Consider the following 17,290-nt stretch of genomic DNA (forward strand, 5'->3'; position numbering starts at 1 on the left):
GGACATGGCGAGTAATCCTCTTAAAAACATGAGCCTATATGCGGTTAGCCTCTTTTTGATGAAAGGTATCTCGCTGTTTACCCTTCCATTGATGGCGCATTACCTCTCTCCTGTTCAACTCGGTCAGCTTGAGTTTATCGGCATCACAGCGGTCTTTTTTTCGATGGTCATTGGCTTAGCCATGCACGAGAATCTCTACCGTTTCATTGGAACCATTGATTGCCATGACGCACAAAAGCGCAAAGCGAGTGAGCTCTATACCGCAACGCTGCTGATCTCATCTGGCCTAGGGATAGCGTGTTTCACCCTTTACAACCTTATCGGTGCGCCTATTGAGAGCATCAGTGAAAGCCAGTCATTTTTAATCGGTATTGTGCTTTGCTATGAAGCGCCGCTCGCGATTGGGCTTGCTTGGTTGCGCCTTCACAATCAAGCCATGCTGTTTTTCAAACTGTGCGTCACCACCGTTATTGTGCAAGTGGCGTTACTGGTTATGATTTTGTTTTATCGCCCAGACGTGACACTGATTTTCGCTGCAAACGTCATTTGCACACTGGGGCAGTTTTTGTTTTTGCATGTCTACTTGCCATTTAGCATTCGCCTACCAAGCCGAGAACAATTACAAAGCTATCTGCGCTATTCCTCTCCTTTAATGCTGTCTGCAATGGTCGCGTTTGCACTAAGCGGCGCAGAACGTTGGTTTATTGCCGGCTATACAGATCTAGAAACACTTGGCATTTACGCCATCGCAGCAAAGTTTGCCCTAGGTGTGGGCATCATGATTCAACCCTTTCACATGTGGTGGATGCCAAGACGATTTCAGGTACAACAAACACAAGGCAACTTGGCGGTCGCAAAAACCATTCAACAGGGCGCGTTGTTGCTTTGTGTGATTGCTGTGGCTTTATCTTGGGCAAGCCAGTTGTTTATCACGCTAGCGCTGCCAGCAAACTATCATCAAGCAGCGCAATTGGTCGCGATTACTATTTTGATTATGGTGTTCAAAGAGCTCACTGAAATGATCAATATTGGTATTCTCCATGCCAAGCAGACCACCAAATTATTGTCGATTAATCTCGTTGCTATCGTCATCGCGTTTATCATCGGCGCGCTTACCATTGAACATGGGGTCTACGCCATTTTGGTTGCGCTATTGTGCGGCCAAGTCAGCCGATTCCTGTTTGCGCTCATCATGAGTCAGCGGTTGTTGCCACTTCCTTATCATACTGGTGCCACGCTAGGGCTGATCGCTTTGAGCTCGCTATTGGTCATCAGTGGCAGTTTCGAACAGCCGCAATCAGTGACCCTTTTGATGTTCGTCCTTCAACCGTTAGCACTGATCGCCTACGCGCAGCGCGTCAACTTGATTGACATCAAGCAGGTCCGTAAACAGTTCTCGACCACCGCTGCGGCGGGTGAAAAGTAGGGGGAACATTGCGATGGTGACTGCACATAAGCAAAGAACCGCAATCATTGGCATGACAGTGCTGTGCTTTCTCCTTATTGGCATTTGGAGTTTAGCACCTCACCCTGCTCTCATTGCCGTTCTATGCTTAGTGCCCTTTGGAATCTTGTTCGTGCTCAACCAAACTTTTTGGTTGGTCAGCCTGTTTGTTCTGTTCTCTTTTTTCAGAATTCACGAAGCCTTCCCCGCGCTGTACTCTTTGAAAATCCCGTTGCTACTCTCACTCGGGGCGTTGTCTGCGCTCATGTGGCATACCATTATCAGTCGTCAGGTAAAAACCTACTGGCATCCAAACTTAACCCAACTTGCTGCTTTTTGCTTGCTTGTCATTATTGGAATTGTTTTTGCGTCCAACCCGGGTATTTCGATTGCATTTTTTAAAAATATCTACTGGAAGATCATCGTGATGACTCTGGCGATCGCTTGGTTGGTTGACACGGAAGACGCGGTGAAAAAAATCGCTACACTCATCATCATTTCGGGCATTCTCATCTCTGGGGTCGCGATTTTTAACTCCCTTAACGGGATTGGATTGGTCGAAGGAACGCGTGTCACGATAGGCCGCCATTTAGGCTCGATGCTCGGCGATCCAAATGATCTCTCATTGGTGCTGATGTTCCCGCTAGCGTTTGCCATTTCGTTTGCTACCACCAAGAACATCGGCATGGCTAGGCTATTAGGGATTGTTGGGGTGCTTCTCGCCATTTGGGCAGTACTGGCTACTCAAAGTCGTGGCGGGTTGCTCGGTTCATTGGCGGTCTTTGGCATGTTCGGGCTCCGATTGATAAAGTCGAAAACGTTGCTCATAACACTAGGGGTTGTCGCGGCATCAGCGCTATTCTTGGCGGCAGGTATTTCTGACAGACAATCAGGCGGCGCTGCCGAAGAAGGGATTGATGCGTCAGCGATGGGGCGTTTATACGCGTGGGAAGCAGCTTTCAAAATGGCGGTCAGCAATCCGCTGACTGGCGTTGGCCTAGATAACTTTTACGTCAACTACTTCTTCTACAGCCCACATTGGGACGGGTTGAATCACGCTGTACACAGCACTTGGTTTGGTGTCTTAGCGGAAACAGGTTTTTTGGGACTGCTCGTGTTCATCTGGTTAATCATTGGCTTACTCAAAACCAGCCGGCAAACCATGAAAAGTCTGGACGCAAACCCTGCACTTTTCTCACCACTTTTCGTTGCGACTTCTATGGCGGTTTATGCTGGCATTGTCGGAACCATTGTCTCTGGCACTTTCCTCACCCAAGGCTTCACTTGGCCGATTTATATCTTGGCCGCGCTGTGCATTGCTATCTCTCGCATCACTCAAAATTCAACTCAAAATGAGAAAACCGCTCAAAGCGACAGTTAAGACAGTTTAACTATTTGTAATTGTTCAGGTTATTTTCTGGCACGCTCTGTGTAATAGCTAACTCATAACTCGTAAATTGAGGATGGGCTTATGCTAACGCAACAACTCAACGGATTAAAAATTTGGCTTAAAGAGAGTGACAACCCAACCTCTCGCAAAGTGTTTCTCATTTTGAAAGCGGTCAGAGCGTGCGATCTACCCACCCCAAAGTGGTTCAACACTCTGATAGCTGCGCTGTATAACCTGTTTAACAGCGTCATAGCCAGCGTCTTGCGAGTATTGATCCATACGCCAGCATTTAAAGGGCGCCTAAGTCAGTATGGTCGAGGTTTGTATCTATTTGGGGGCGTTCCATTTGTGTCTGGTCCTCTCGAAATTTCGATCGGTGATGATTGCCGCATTTCCGGACAAACCACCTTCAGCGGTCGCCCACAAACTCACCGTCCTCAATTGATCGTTGGCAGCAATGTGGATATCGGCTGGCAAAGCACGTTCGCCGTTGGCCGGAAAATTGAAATTCAAGACAACGTTCGCATTGCGGGTCGCGCTTTTTTCTTTGGCTATTCCGGTCACTCAATGGATGCTGCATTGCGAGCGAAAGGCGATGGCGATTTGGAACAAGACATTGGCGACATCGTACTGGAGAAAGACGTGTGGATCGGCACCAACGTCACCATCTGCCCCGACGTCACCATTGGTCAAGGTTCCATCATCGGCACGGGAAGCGTTGTGACAAAGGATATACCGCCCTATGTGGTTGCAGTTGGCAACCCTGCAAAAGTCGTTCGTTCACTGGATAAGTCGGAGGTTTAAGATGCGTGATCTTATTGTTTTTGGTGAAGACTTTGGCGGACTGCCTTCTAGCACCCAACACCTCATCACACGTTTGGCCGATGACCGCCGCGTACTCTGGGTCAACTCGATTGGTTTGCGTCAGCCACGATTGAGCAAAAATGACATCGGGCGAGCTTGGAATAAATTGCTCGGTAAAGCGAAGCAAGGCTACCAAACCTCCTCGCAGCAGCATCCCAACATCCATGTTGCCAATATTAAAACCATACCAGCGCCTTCATCGGCCTTTGCGAGAGCCATAGCGAAACAGCTGATGGTCAGCCAGCTTAAACCCATCATCAAAATGCTGCAGCTTAGAGAGCCGATCCTTTGGACCTCACTACCGACAGCCGCCGATGTGTGTGGCCACCTCAACGAGTCAGCGGTGGTCTACTACTGCGGCGATGATTTTACTTCTTTAGCGGGTGTTGATCATGATGTCGTTCGCGTACATGAACTGGACTTAGTTTCTCACGCCAATCTGGTACTCGCGGCAAGTGACAAGCTATGCCTCAAGTTTCCACGTGCCAAAACCCACTTTCTGCCCCATGGCGTTGATGTCTCTTTGTTTACCCAGCCGCACCCTCGCGCCCTAGATCTGCCCAGCAACGGAAAACCTATCGCGGGGTTTTATGGCAGCTTATCGAACTGGCTCGACTACAAGATGCTCGATCAACTATGTAAGCAACGCACTGATTGGGAGTTTGTTTTTATCGGCCCATTAGAGCTATCGCATAACCCACTACCAAGATTACCCAATGTGCATTATCTTGGCGCGAAAGCGCATCACGAGCTTCCACAATATAGCCAGCATTGGACAGTCGGTTTGCTGCCATTTCTACTTAACGATCAAATTCGCGCTTGCAGCCCGTTAAAACTCAAAGAGTATCTCGCAGCAGGCTCGGCGGTCATTTCATCGCCTTTTCCAGCTGCATATCCGTACCAAAACCAGTTGCAGTTTGCTCAAACCGTCAACGAGTTCAGCGCTGCACTCGACCGTGTCCAGCAACAACCCAGTAAGCAAACCCACATGCATTTCATTGACGAAAGTTGGGACAGCCGAAGTATCGAGTTATCTCGCTTGTTGGAGGCCATATGACCGAGCTTAAATTACGACTGATCGTGTTACTGAATGCGGCGTGGAGACAGCGATACATCATTGTGTTGCCCATCTTGATCTTTCCGTTTGCGGGCTACTTTATTGGCAAAATGGCACCCGCCAATTATGTCTCACACACCAGTATGTTGATTCAAGAAACCGCAAAAATGAACCCGTTTCTGGAAGATATTGCCGTCTCAACCATGCTTAAAGAGAGACTCAACGCCTTGAGTACCCTGCTGAAAAGTCGCCATGTGTTAACCGCGGTGGCCATTGAGCACCAACTCATCAATGACGGCATGTCGCCGCTTGAAAAAGATCGCGTGATCAACCGCCTTGCCGAAAGTCTGAACGTGACTCAGCCAGGCAAAGACTTTTTGAAAATCACGCTAACCGCGCCACGACCGGACGGTATGAAAGGATTGTTGGAGTCAATCAGCGATCACTTTATAGAGCAGCTTCTGGCTCCGGAACGTTCATCGATTAAAGACTCGGCTGAATTTCTTGCCATCCACATTGAAGAACGTAAAACCGCGTTGGAAAACGCTGAAGTCAAACTGGCAAATTTCAAAAATGAGTTTTCCTCCGTCACGCCTGAAATGCAAAGTCAGAGCCTTTCTCGCCTTGCCTCATTGAAACAGAGCTTGGCAGAGAAAGAGGCTGAGCTCGCGGGGGTGAAACGCAGTTTGGGCTCCTTGGATCAACAGCTTTCCCGCACAAACCCCGTCGTCGGTAAAATCGAGGAGCAGATCATCGAAACGCGCAGCGCACTCACCTTGCTGAAAGCAAAGTACACCAATAGCCACAGTGCGGTTCAAGGTAAAGAGCGCGAACTTCGCCGCCTCGAAAGCGAGAGAAGCCAACTGATTAATCTCGAGCAACCCAGCGTTGACAGCAACCAATTGTGGGATATCGCAAGTAGCGGACGTTTATCCGAACTTGGCGAAGTCCAACCCTTACTGGTGACACAGTTGCACAATTTACAACTCGTACGTAGCCGCTATGAATCGCTTACTGAAGAAACCAAAAGCCTAAGATCCATGATTGAAGAGCTAGAAACGTCAGCCAATCAATTTGGTGACCGCGCAAGAACGCTTTATCAACTTGAGCGAGAAGTTAACCTCAAGAGACAGCTGTATGATGAACTGGTTCAACGCTATGAAATGGCGCAGCTTACTGGCTCACTCGGCGTATTCGAGCAAAGTAAGCGAGTTAAGATCATCGACTTACCTTACACACCTAGCCACCCGTCTAATTTACCTGTGATTGTCTTCATCCTTGCTGGTTTAGTCGCAGGGATTGGTTTAGGGGGCGGTGTTGCGACCTTTATTGAGCTTTTCAACTCCTCCATTCGACGAATCGAAGAGATCGAAACCATCACCAAGGCACCGGTACTCACCTATCTACCCAAAATGAAATAGTCCCAATCATTTCGCATTTCATTTTGACCAAATTGAAAAAGAAAGATGAAAAACAATCACAAACCATTGTTTATATGAGAGTTTTTATTTGGCACGACCTATGCAAACTACCCATATAGAAAGACATAAGTGAAATTAGGGTATTGACTACCCGCTTTAAGAGAGGTCACACAATGGCAATCCAACAAAAACTCATTATCCATGTCGTGCAACACCTCGCCCCAGGGGGCTTAGAAGCGCTTGCGCTAAATATGCTGGCATTTTCGAACCCTAGTCAGCGCGTTATGATTGTGAGCCTAGAAGGAAACAAAGCAGACGCCATCGCCCACTGGCCAAAATTGGCACGCTACCAAAACCAGCTCATGTTTCTAGACAAGCCCGCAGGCCGCAGTGGGCAGGTTTTTAATCAGCTCCATACCTTGTTTCGCTTGCTCAAACCACACTGCGTTCATACCCACCATATTGGTCCATTACTTTATGGAGCGGTAGCAGCAAGACTGGCTGGTGTTCATACTCGAATTCATACCGAGCACGACGCGTGGCACTTGCAGGCGTTCAAACACCGTTTCCTGCAAAGTCTAGCGTTGAAAGTTGCCAAGCCTAGAGTAGTGGCAGACGCGAAACGCGTGCGCGATCAAATTCAGCAATATTTCGCTTACAACGACCTCTCGGTCATCAAAAACGGCGTTGACTGCGAACGCTTCAAACCGGGTGCGAAGCTGCTCGCTCGCCAATCGCTAGGATTACCAGAATATACCAACATCATTGGCTCTGCAGGAAGACTAGAACCAGTCAAAGGTCATGACGTACTGATTGAGGCGTTTTCTCACATGCCAAGTTCTGCCCATTTAGTTATCGCTGGGCACGGCAGCCAGCGGGAAACGCTAGAGGAACAAGCTCGCGCGCTAGGAGTGGCAAATCGAGTCACCTTCCTCGGCTTAGTCGATGATATGCCCCGCTTTTATCAAGCTCTAGATGTGTTTTGCTTACCCTCGCGCTCTGAAGGCTTTCCACTCTCAACACTAGAAGCACAGTCTTGCGGCATTATCACAGTGGCCACCGATGTGGGTGCGACAGACGAAACCCTAGACCCTGAATCGGGCATTTTGGTGGATAGCGAAGACCCGCGCGCTCTCGCGAATGCTATCGAATCGGCACTAAAAACCTCCATAATCGCCCGCCCTAGAGCATTTGTGCATTCAAACAATGATATCCGCCAAATGGTTCACGCCTACAACGCATTAACTGAGGAGAAACGCGCATGAGCGATACAATTTTAATGCTTATTTTTTCTGTTGGTGCGTTGTTGATCGTCTACCACCACGTGGGCTACCCCGTGATTCTTGCTTGGTATTCGAAAAGTCACCCACTGAAGGCACTACGCCATCAAGCACGTGGTTTCAAAACGCAGAATGCGGATCAAGAATGCGCAACCGTGACCATTTTGATTCCCGCGTACAACGAAGAACAGTGGATCGCCGACAAGATCCGTAATCTCGCATCTTTAGATTATCCAAAGAAAAAGTTCAAAGTGATCATTGCCTGTGATGGTTGCACCGATAACACTGTATTGGTGGCCGAAGAGACAATTCAAGAAGCTATCTGTTGCGATACCCATTTTGAAATTCACGCCCACGAGACCAACCGCGGCAAGGTGGCGGTAGTCAATGATGAAATGAAGCACATCACCAGTGATATTACTGCACTGAGCGATGTTTCTGCCATCATCTCTCTCGATGCACTCTGGAGAGCCAATAAGCATTTTAGCAACCCAGAAGTGGGCGTAGTCAATGGCGCTTACACCTTGTTTGATACGCAAAACAAAGGTGAGCAAAAGTACTGGCAATACCAGTGCCAAGTCAAAATGAATGAAGCCACGTTCGGCTCAACACTTGGTGCGCACGGAGCCTTTTATCTATTCAGAACGCGTTTGTTTGACCAATTGCAAGCCAACACCATCAATGATGATTTCATCTTGCCGATGAACATCGTTAAAAAAGGTTACCTTGCCGAATACGACGCAAACATGACAGCCCTTGAACTGGAAGCCTCATCAGAGAGCATGGATTTCAAGCGCCGCTTGCGTATTTCCGCTGGCAACATGCAGCAAGCCATCCTGCTTGCTGAAATGTTCCTCCCAAGACACGGCGGAGTCGCGTTTGCTTTTCTGTCTGGTAAAGGATTAAGACTGGTTACCCCATACCTGATGATTGCATGCTTGCTAAGCTCTGCCTTGCTTTTACATTCACCGCTATTTGCAGTTTTGTGTGCAGGCCAACTCGCTGTTTACTGCCTTGCATATCTTAGCTATCAGTTCCCGTTTATCTTCAAGCACAAAGTGTGCAAATTAGTTCTATATGTTGTTGCCGGGCACCTTGCCAACTTCGTCGGTGGCGTCCGTTACTTACTTGGTATTGAAACCGGCAAGTGGTCAAAAGTGAACCACTAAGGAGTTTATGATGAGTATTTTAACTACCCCAATGAGCATCTACTTTGCAAAGCGTCTGTTTGATCTTACTGGCTCGGTTGTGGCTTTGATCTTGCTTTTACCAATCTTGCCGTTTATTGCTATCGCGATTAAGCTCTCGTCACCCGGGCCTGTGTTTTATAAACAGCTGCGCGTTGGTAAATCGACGCCAGAAAAAATGGTGTTCTTCGAAATCATTAAGTTTCGCACTATGTACCAAGATGCGGAACAGCGCACCGGTGCGGTTTGGGCGACAGAAAACGATCCCCGTATTACGCCTGTGGGTCGTTTCTTAAGAAAGACACGACTTGATGAGATTCCACAATTGTTCAACGTGATTCGTGGGGAGATGTCGTTGATTGGACCAAGACCAGAGCGCCCAAGTTTCTACAGCAAATTGGAAAACGCGATCCCCTTCTTTGCTGATCGAACCTATGGCGTAATGCCAGGCATTACTGGACTTGCTCAAGTAAACCAAGGCTATGATACCTGTATTGACGATGTGCGCAGAAAAGTAGGCTTTGACCACAGCTACGCCCTTTCGCTTCGCTCGCTGCGCTCATGGTTGGCGATGGATATTGATATTATTACTCGCACGATTATCGTTATGTTTGATGGACGAGGTAGATAAGCGCACCTCAAACGAAAATTAAAACATGATTTAGTGCACATTTATTCGGCCATGGCGTATAAAAAACAGGCTTTTTGATTAGATGTAAAGCAAACGGTAGAAAAACCAATAATTTGCTCTTGCACGCGAGAATAACTCTCGGTAATATCCATCTCGTTCTTAAGGAATGGGTCCGTAGCTCAGTTGGTTAGAGTACTACCTTGACATGGTAGGGGTCGGCGATTCGAGTTCGCCCGGACCCACCACTCCTTAAAGCCATACTAAAACCAAAGTATGCCGAACATTAAATTTGGGTCCGTAGCTCAGTTGGTTAGAGTACTACCTTGACATGGTAGGGGTCGGCGATTCGAGTTCGCCCGGACCCACCAAATTTAGTTCCCAGTGAACGAAACGCAAAGCCCGCTTTTTTAGCGGGCTTTGTTGTATTTGTAAGTTGTGTATCACTTACACAGGCTTACGAAACTTTCATCGATCTTACATAGATATGAGCATAAAGTTGGGCGGTTCCGAATCGACATAAAACGTTTATTATGCTCAAAAAATCACTCTTTTTACTGCCCCTTCTTTCGCTGACTTCATTTGCAACAATCGCTGATAGCAACATAGTTGCTCAAATGTCCCACATTGGATTTGGCTATAAACATGCCCACCTTAGAAAAGGGGCCTTTGAACCCTACTCAGATAATAAATACGTCAATGACGAGAGCAAAACTTATGGTGGCTTATACCTTGACCTTGGATTGAGTGTCACCGACACGGTTTTCTTGGAAGGTAACGCAGACTTCATTACCCGCTTCAGTTCTTCTATCGATTCTTGGAAAGTTGGTGCTGGATTTAACACCCCGATCTCGCCTGTTGCTAGAATGCCTTTATCTTGCGGTGTTATTAACTACTATGCCGATACAGATAAAACGTCATCACATTCTGAGCAAGCAGCCTACTGCAAGGGCGGTCTAAGAGCCCAAGTCGCACAACATTGGCTGGTTGACGCCACATACCAGCACGACTTCTTTGACATCGCGAAGGATACCTATCGAATCAACAACGTCTTTCAATTTGGCTCAGTTTTTGGATTCACGATCGGCATGGAATACGCAAAACGCCTAAAGCCAGAGACAGCAGTGACGGTTGGATTACAGTTTACACTGTGATAAACCTTCTCAAGTCCACGACTTTAAGCAGTCACTAACTTTTTGTTATTGTCTTAAGCCATACCAAGGTGTGGCTTTTTTGCATTCCGACATCTTCCCTCTTTATTTCAAGCAGTTAACCTCTCCTCTGTTTTAGTAAATTTCTCCTATACTTATAAAAAACAATAATAAGTATCGCTATGCAGACTACCCTTCTATTCTTGATCTTACTCGCTTCACCATGCGCACTGGCGGAGACTTCAGAGAGCCAACTCGACTACTTTTCCATGTCAATGGGCCTATTTGGCGGTTTGGCTATGTTTCTCTATGGGATGGAGAAGATGTCAGATGCTTTAAAACGCACCGCTGGCAGCAAGATGAAGCAAGTACTTGGGACGTTAACCAAAACGCGGCTCAGCTCTGTCGCCACCGGAGCCGGTTTGACTGCGGTAATCCAATCCTCATCCGTTACAACGGTACTGGTTGTGGGATTTGTAAGTGCCGGTCTCATGTCATTGAATCAAGCGGTTGGCGTCATTATGGGCGCTAACATCGGTACCACTGTCACGGCTCAGATCATCGCGTTCAAAGTGACAAAAGCAGCCATGGCGATGATAGCGATCGGTTTTGCTATTGAGATGGCGTCTAAACAGCAACAAAACAAAAACTATGGCAACATCCTGTTTGGTCTTGGCCTACTGTTTTTAGGCATGAACCTGATGAGCGAAGCGATGTCACCACTTCGCGTGTTTCAGCCCTTTATTGATTTTATGGCAAAAATGGATAACCCCATCTTTGCCATTCTTCTCGCCGCTTCCTTTACTGCTCTGGTTCAATCTTCCTCTGCCACAACAGGGATTGTCATCGTACTTGCAAGCCAAGGATTTATCTCGCTAGAGTCCGGTATTGCTATGGCCATGGGAGCGAACATTGGTACTTGTGTGACCGCATTATTGGCCGCAATTGGCAAAAGTACCGAAGCAAAACAGACCTCTGCAATTCACCTTATCTTTAATCTCGCGGGGGTATTGATATGGCTACCCGCAATCAGCATTATCGCCTTTGCGTCCACTTCTATCTCGCCAAGTTACGTCGACTTAACCGGTATGGAGCGCTTGGCAGCAGAAACGCCGCGCCAAATCGCCAACGCCAATACCTTATTTAATGTGGCTAACACCTTAATCATGCTGCCGTTAAGCGCTTTCTTTGTCACCGCCGTTAAAAAGCTCGTGCCGCATACTGCGACTAACAAAGAGCAGCAGAAAGTCGAACTCAAATACATCAAACCTGAATATTTGGCGACCCCCGATATCGCTCTTGAACAAACTCACCTTGAAATTGGCCGATTAGGGCGACGTGTTGCTAACATGGTGAATCAACTCCCCCCATTAGCCACCCCTGTCCATAATGAACAAAACAAAGAATCCATTCGACAAGCTTTAAGAGAGATCGAAAAAGTTGAAGATGAAGTCGATATACTCCACGCCAAAATCCTCGCGTACTTAGGAAAGTTGCGCCAGTCCCCTCTGACCAAAGAGGAAAGTCGCTTGCAAATCAAACTGGTGAGTATTACCGACCAACTAGAGAGCGTGGCAGACTTAGTCGTTAACTCCATGCTCCCGTTAAGCTATAAGACCCTCGACGCTAATCTCACGGCAAGCCCTGAAATGAGAAAAACGCTGGATCGAACTCATGCTAGAGTGAACCAAGCGTTATTGGATAGTGTGAATGCCACCCGACGTGGTGATCGTCAATTAGCCGAGAGTGTGCTGAGCGCAAAACGGGAGATCAACGTATTATTGGAGTCAATATTGGAGCTTCAAGCTGAGCGACTCTCACAAGCGACTGAGCAACGTTTGGATATTTTCCGTATTCAAATGGAATGGGTTGAAGCACTCAAACGCATCTACACATTGAGTAAACGTGTTGCAAAACTGCAGCTACGAAAATAGACCCATTATTCATTTAACGCCATTTTAAACACTTGTGTATTGAGTGAAACTTACGTCCCGTTATTGAGAAACGAGTTGATTATTATCAAACTTATTGCCAGATAATCGTGTTGCTTGCCGCATAATTAGCAAATTATAGTTTTTGTCTTTGTTAATAGCTGACCTATAAACTTCCAATTGACCTCGCGTCATGATAAAAAGTATAGCGTACCATGAAAGAGGTAAAACGTAGATGGCCATCAGTTCAAAAGCAGTCGCTCTGATACTAGTATGCACTTGCGTGGGATTCTCCCATCCAATACATGCGGAACAAAACACATCGGTACGCACTCTCAATTATGGTGTCATCTCCTCGAAGCCAAACAAGCGCATCAAAGACAGCTACCCGCTATTCTCGTATGTTGCAAAACAGTTGGCTGATTCTGGATTTGAGGGCGCACAAGTTCACGTCTACTCTTCTATCGATGAACTTGCCTCAGACTTACAATCTGGTCGCATCGATCTGATTAGTTCAACCATTTATCCCGCGCTGTTGCTGAAGAATAAAGCGCAAGCTCAGCCCTTTTTGGTGAGATGGAAGAAAGGCGAAGCGAGCTATAGCTCTGTTTTTGTCGCCAACAACCGTCAGCGTTATAACGACTTATCCGAACTTCAAGGCAAAGTCATTGGTTTTGAAGACCGCAATTCCACCAGCGGGTATTTTCTTCCTATGGTGACCTTGCTCAATCAAGGGCTTGAAGTACAGCACATAACCTCAGCGCAACAACAACCTGACAGTGATAAAATCGGCTATTTCTTTTTTGATGACCGGCTTAGGGAAACCAATGAGGTCAACATGAGTATGTGGGCGGCTAAGGGTAAAGTCGATGCCATTGCTTACAGCTCATCAAACTGGACAAACCCCAAAGACACCCCGGCAGCACTCAAACAGCGCTTACACATGTTCGCTCAAACAGGTCATTACCCTCGCTCTATCATCAGTGTCTCTTCGAAACTGGACCCAGCGGTAGCGGAAAAGCTCAGATCCGTTTTACTCAATTTAGATCAATCTGACATGGGAAAAAAAGTGCTGCATAGCTATCAAGAAACCAAGAGGTTTTCCGTTATAGATAATAATGCAGAAAAACTACTCGACGAAGCGGAACAGCTTTTAAGCCAGTTTGAGGAACAAAAGTAAGTAATGAAGAACATCGGATTCAAAGGACACCTGATGTTCTCATCAGCTTGCGTTGTCGCTCTAGTTTGTGCGCTTAATTTTATCCTTTACACGGTTGCTTATGAGCAACAATCGCAGCAGAACCTAGACAAGATTACCCAAAGCGTCGAACAGACGTTACAGAAAAAAGTTGAGCAACAAGCGATCTCGCTGGCTCAGACCCTTAGCCAGCAAACCTTCAACCCTCTTTATCACTACAATGTTTCGGAAGCGTTGCACCTGTTGCAAACCAACCTAAGCCAACCCAATGTGGAAACGATCCAGATCGTCGACAAAGAAGGTTTAATTTTCCACGATGGTACGCCAGACATTGTTCGATATGGTTTGCCTAACGCTCATCCAGATATGATCAAACAGGTACTCGCCACTCAAAGTACCGTTACAAGACATGACGAGGGGCGTTTTTTGGTCGCTTCCCCTATTTCCGAGCCGGGGAATTCTATTGGCGTTCTCTATTTGGAGCTAAATAAACACAGCTTGATTGCTGAACTCAAAAACAGCGCTGAGCACATCGATACGCTTGGCGAGCAAGACAGCCAGCGAATGCGTCATTGGCAAATTGTGTTTTCGGCCATTGGGCTTGTGTGCGGTGTCGCAATGGCCTATAGCGTCGCAAGCTCATTTGCTAACCCAATCACTCAGATCATCAAGCAGCTCCAGCAAACCAAGTCAGGTCGTTTCAAACCCATAGAGAATTCCGCCCCGTACAAAGAACTCAATCGCCTAGTCGACGCCTTCAACGAGATGCAGCACTCCGTCACTCGGCACACAGATCATATCCAGCACCTCGCGTTTCATGACCAACTTACTGGGTTACCCAATCGACTGCGTTTCACTCAATTGCTTGACGAAGCTATCGCAACGGAGCGACACGAATTACTCGCGGTGTTGTTTATTGACCTCGACGATTTCAAATTTATTAACGACAATTACGGCCACCATATCGGTGATGATGTAATTCAGCATGTCTCTACTCGCTTGCATCGACTTGCCGAAACGACACTTAGCGATTCTGTGATCCTCTCACGAGTCGGCGGTGACGAGTTTATGCTGATGGTACCTTACTCTCGTGATACTCGAATCACTTCTATAGCCAACGCCGTATTAACCACAGTCACAGAGCCGATTGAACATGAGCGCTACAAGCTCGCATGCAGTGCCAGCATTGGGGTGGCGTGCTATCCCGACTTTGGCAACGCCGCGGATCTACTGTGTCGACATGCTGAGTTAGCCATGTTTGAGCAAAAGCAAAAAGGTAAGAACGCTTACAGCATTTACACGCGCGAAATGGACAAATCGATTGAAGAGCGCTTGTATATTGAACGAGAGCTGCGCAAAGCAATGGATGACTTATCCCAGTTCGAGCTCTGGTATCAGCCCAAGTTTCATACCGAGACAAGACGCATTGTGGGTGCCGAAGCGCTTGTCCGATGGAATCACCCGACACAAGGTTACATTGGCCCAGATAAGTTCATACCCGTCGCAGAGTCTACAGACTTTATTCTTCAGCTCGGCGAGTACCTGATTCGACTGGCCGCTAAGCAAGCGGCAGAATGGAGAAGCCAATATGGTCGGGGGTTTTACATCGCATTAAACCTATCGCCAAGGCAGTTACATCGACAAGATTTGGTGGGAATTTTTCAGCAAGTGCTCAGCGAATTTCATCTCCCTGCTTGCGCATTTCACGTCGAGGTCACCGAAACACTACTGCTTTCTGACAGTGAGCGCATCAAAAAAGTGTTGGCGGGAATCCGCGACTTGGGGATCAAAATTTGGCTCGACGATTTTGGTACTGGTTATTCATCGCTAAGTTATTTGCAAGAGTACCAGTTTGATGGCGTTAAAATAGATCGCTCTTTCATCTTTTGTTTATCGCCAGAGAACAACAATACATCTCTGATTGAAGCGATTCTATCTATCGCGAAAAGTATGAAAATGCAAAGCGTCGCTGAGGGAATCGAGACCGAACACCAATGTTTGTTACTTGAACAATTGGGCTGCGAATACGGGCAAGGGTATCTGATCAGTCGCCCGTTACCGGTAAATGAATTTAATCGAGCATTTGCCACACCACACGTTTTGCAACCCGCTCTGTAACGTTATTTTTTGTGGTTTGGTGGTAAGTTCGGTATGATGCGCGCCACATTTAGACAGCAGACCAGAAGCCATGAATCGTAAAAAGAAGATCAATAGTATCTTGAAGGCGAAACTTAAGAAGAAAAACGCGAAGCTACATAAAAGCAATAAGCCTCGCTATATCTCCAAAGCTGAGCGTGCAAAACTTGAATCAGAAGACAACACTGAACAAACTTCAACCGAGCTCAGCGAGCAAGAGCCAACCTCAGCCGACTCTTCTGAACAATAAGTTCTCTTCAATCGGAATATGTTTATCGCACACGTCTATCAAGGCTTGTGCGGTAAGACCAGGGACAGAGTAAACATCCACCTTGGTTCCAAATCGTTGCTGAATGCGCTCAACCAAGATTTCAAAATCGCCATCTCCTGACAACAGAATCACGCGGTCGACCTTGTTTGCGGCCTCATACACATCCAACGCGATGCCAACATCCCAGTCCCCTTTGGTACTGCCATCGGCGCGCTGGATATAAGGCTTCAACTTCACATCAAAACCAATTCCTCTCAAGATGTGGTGAAACTGCCTTTGCTTTGGGTCCGTTGAAGCAATGGCATAGGCTTTCGCCTCCACGACCTCTTTCCCTTCAGTTGCAAGGTACCAAAACTCGTTGTAGTCAAAGTTTGCGCGATATTTATCTCTGGTGGTGTAGTAGATGTTTTGCACATCGACGAAAATAGCGATTTTTTCCATGATTAGATTACCCTTACTGCAACGCCGAGACTGTAACAGAACCGCTTGATGTTTTCAGTAAGCTACCCCTTTTGGTCATCGATTTTTTAGCCCGATATGCCGCCAAGCTCATGGTTAGTTAAACCAATTCAGCTTGTCGTGTAGCGAGGTGACACTGCCGACAACAATAAGCGCGGGGCTCACTGCCTCTTTCGCCATATTTGGCAGATCTTTTAGTGGGCCGGTAAATACACGTTGCTCTCGACGAGTGCCATTTTCAATGATGGCGCAAGAGATCTCAGCGTCTAAACCTGTTTCGAGTAACTTCTCAGTAATATAGCCACTTTGCTTAAGCCCCATATAGAACACGAGCGTATTGTTCGATTGCGCTAATGAGTGCCACTCAATCTCGCGACCGTCTTTTTGTACATGGCCGGTAATAAACTGAACGCTTTGCGCATGATCTCGGTGAGTGAGTGGGATCCCCGCGTACGCCGTAGCGCCAGCGGCAGCTGTAATACCCGGCACCACCTCAAACGATATTCCATGCTGTGCAAGTTCTTCCAACTCTTCCCCGCCTCGCCCAAATATAAACGAGTCTCCACCTTTTAAACGTACGACTCGCTTACCTTGTTGTGCTTTCTCTACTAACAGTTGGTTAATCTGATCTTGCGGGACGCAGTGAAAATCTAACTTTTTACCCACATAAATCATTTCCGCAGTGCAGTTTGCTAGCGCGAGGATTTCCGCAGACACCAGTCGGTCATACACAACAACGTCAGCCTGTTGAATAACTCGATAGCCTTTCACTGTTAGTAGGTCTGGATCGCCAGGCCCTGCTCCAACAAGTGATACGAAGCCTTGGTTGATTTGAGAATTTGTAGTCACGCTCATGTCGATGCCTATTAATAA

Annotated in this window: 15 protein-coding genes and 2 tRNA genes; 15 read left to right on the plus strand and 2 right to left on the minus strand. The window is 47.1% G+C overall.

Translation table 11 applies throughout. The features are described from left to right. Window positions 1–4 precede the first annotated feature (4 nt). From U9J37_RS04530 to U9J37_RS04600, 15 genes are all read left to right on the plus strand, one after another. Entirely contained in the window at window positions 5–1,426 is a 1,422-nt protein-coding gene (locus U9J37_RS04530) for a lipopolysaccharide biosynthesis protein (RefSeq protein ID WP_005473815.1), read from the plus strand. A 13-nt stretch (window positions 1,427–1,439) separates the two neighbouring features. Continuing rightward, complete coding sequence (locus U9J37_RS04535; protein WP_005473799.1) at window positions 1,440–2,825, plus strand: O-antigen ligase family protein; 1,386 nt, start codon at window positions 1,440–1,442, stop codon at window positions 2,823–2,825. Window positions 2,826–2,915: 90 nt separating this feature from the next. Continuing rightward, window positions 2,916–3,638, plus strand: coding sequence for an acyltransferase (locus U9J37_RS04540; RefSeq protein WP_005473765.1), 723 nt, complete (start codon window positions 2,916–2,918; stop codon window positions 3,636–3,638). 1 nt (window position 3,639) lies between these two features. Continuing rightward, window positions 3,640–4,755 carry a glycosyltransferase family protein gene (locus tag U9J37_RS04545; protein WP_005473767.1) on the plus strand — a complete coding sequence of 372 codons (1,116 nt, stop codon included), beginning with the start codon at window positions 3,640–3,642 and terminating at the stop codon, window positions 4,753–4,755. Further along, complete coding sequence (locus U9J37_RS04550; RefSeq protein ID WP_005473761.1) at window positions 4,752–6,176, plus strand: GumC family protein; 1,425 nt, start codon at window positions 4,752–4,754, stop codon at window positions 6,174–6,176. The genes U9J37_RS04545 and U9J37_RS04550 overlap by 4 nt, the downstream gene beginning before the upstream one ends. Window positions 6,177–6,349: 173 nt before the next feature. After that, window positions 6,350–7,441 carry a glycosyltransferase gene (locus U9J37_RS04555; RefSeq protein WP_005473743.1) on the plus strand — a complete coding sequence of 364 codons (1,092 nt, stop codon included), beginning with the start codon at window positions 6,350–6,352 and terminating at the stop codon, window positions 7,439–7,441. Next, window positions 7,438–8,625 carry a glycosyltransferase family 2 protein gene (locus U9J37_RS04560; RefSeq protein WP_038187002.1) on the plus strand — a complete coding sequence of 396 codons (1,188 nt, stop codon included), beginning with the start codon at window positions 7,438–7,440 and terminating at the stop codon, window positions 8,623–8,625. The genes U9J37_RS04555 and U9J37_RS04560 overlap by 4 nt, the downstream gene beginning before the upstream one ends. 10 nt (window positions 8,626–8,635) lie before the next feature. Then, the gene (locus U9J37_RS04565; protein ID WP_038134513.1) at window positions 8,636–9,274 is read left to right on the plus strand and encodes a sugar transferase; all 639 of its coding nucleotides are present in this window, start codon (window positions 8,636–8,638) and stop codon (window positions 9,272–9,274) included. 168 nt (window positions 9,275–9,442) lie between these two features. Further along, window positions 9,443–9,519: transfer RNA gene (locus U9J37_RS04570), tRNA-Val, on the plus strand. Between the two features lie 46 nt (window positions 9,520–9,565). Then, window positions 9,566–9,642, plus strand: a tRNA-Val gene (locus U9J37_RS04575). Window positions 9,643–9,888: 246 nt separating this feature from the next. Then, the gene (locus U9J37_RS04580; protein ID WP_231565977.1) at window positions 9,889–10,425 is read left to right on the plus strand and encodes a hypothetical protein; all 537 of its coding nucleotides are present in this window, start codon (window positions 9,889–9,891) and stop codon (window positions 10,423–10,425) included. 179 nt (window positions 10,426–10,604) lie between these two features. Beyond that, on the plus strand, window positions 10,605–12,356 hold the full coding sequence (locus U9J37_RS04585) for a Na/Pi cotransporter family protein (protein ID WP_043887158.1): 1,752 nt from the start codon (window positions 10,605–10,607) through the stop codon (window positions 12,354–12,356). A gap of 232 nt (window positions 12,357–12,588) precedes the next feature. After that, window positions 12,589–13,533 carry a phosphate/phosphite/phosphonate ABC transporter substrate-binding protein gene (locus tag U9J37_RS04590; protein ID WP_083794674.1) on the plus strand — a complete coding sequence of 315 codons (945 nt, stop codon included), beginning with the start codon at window positions 12,589–12,591 and terminating at the stop codon, window positions 13,531–13,533. A gap of 3 nt (window positions 13,534–13,536) precedes the next feature. Next, a complete protein-coding gene (locus tag U9J37_RS04595; protein WP_322413920.1) occupies window positions 13,537–15,669 on the plus strand; it encodes a bifunctional diguanylate cyclase/phosphodiesterase in 2,133 nt (710 codons plus the stop codon). Window positions 15,670–15,739: 70 nt separating this feature from the next. Further along, the gene (locus U9J37_RS04600; protein ID WP_039477662.1) at window positions 15,740–15,937 is read left to right on the plus strand and encodes a DUF2986 domain-containing protein; all 198 of its coding nucleotides are present in this window, start codon (window positions 15,740–15,742) and stop codon (window positions 15,935–15,937) included. On the opposite strand, the gene U9J37_RS04605 is transcribed toward U9J37_RS04600, so the two are convergent. Next, entirely contained in the window at window positions 15,914–16,399 is a 486-nt protein-coding gene (locus U9J37_RS04605; protein WP_005473750.1) for a LabA-like NYN domain-containing protein, read from the minus strand. The genes U9J37_RS04600 and U9J37_RS04605 overlap by 24 nt on opposite strands. A gap of 114 nt (window positions 16,400–16,513) precedes the next feature. Next, entirely contained in the window at window positions 16,514–17,272 is a 759-nt protein-coding gene (gene cobA, locus U9J37_RS04610; protein WP_005473831.1) for a uroporphyrinogen-III C-methyltransferase, read from the minus strand. Window positions 17,273–17,290 lie beyond the last annotated feature (18 nt).

The organism is Vibrio sp. 16, assembly GCF_963681195.1.
Taxonomy (GTDB): Bacteria; Pseudomonadota; Gammaproteobacteria; order Enterobacterales; family Vibrionaceae; genus Vibrio; species Vibrio sinaloensis_D.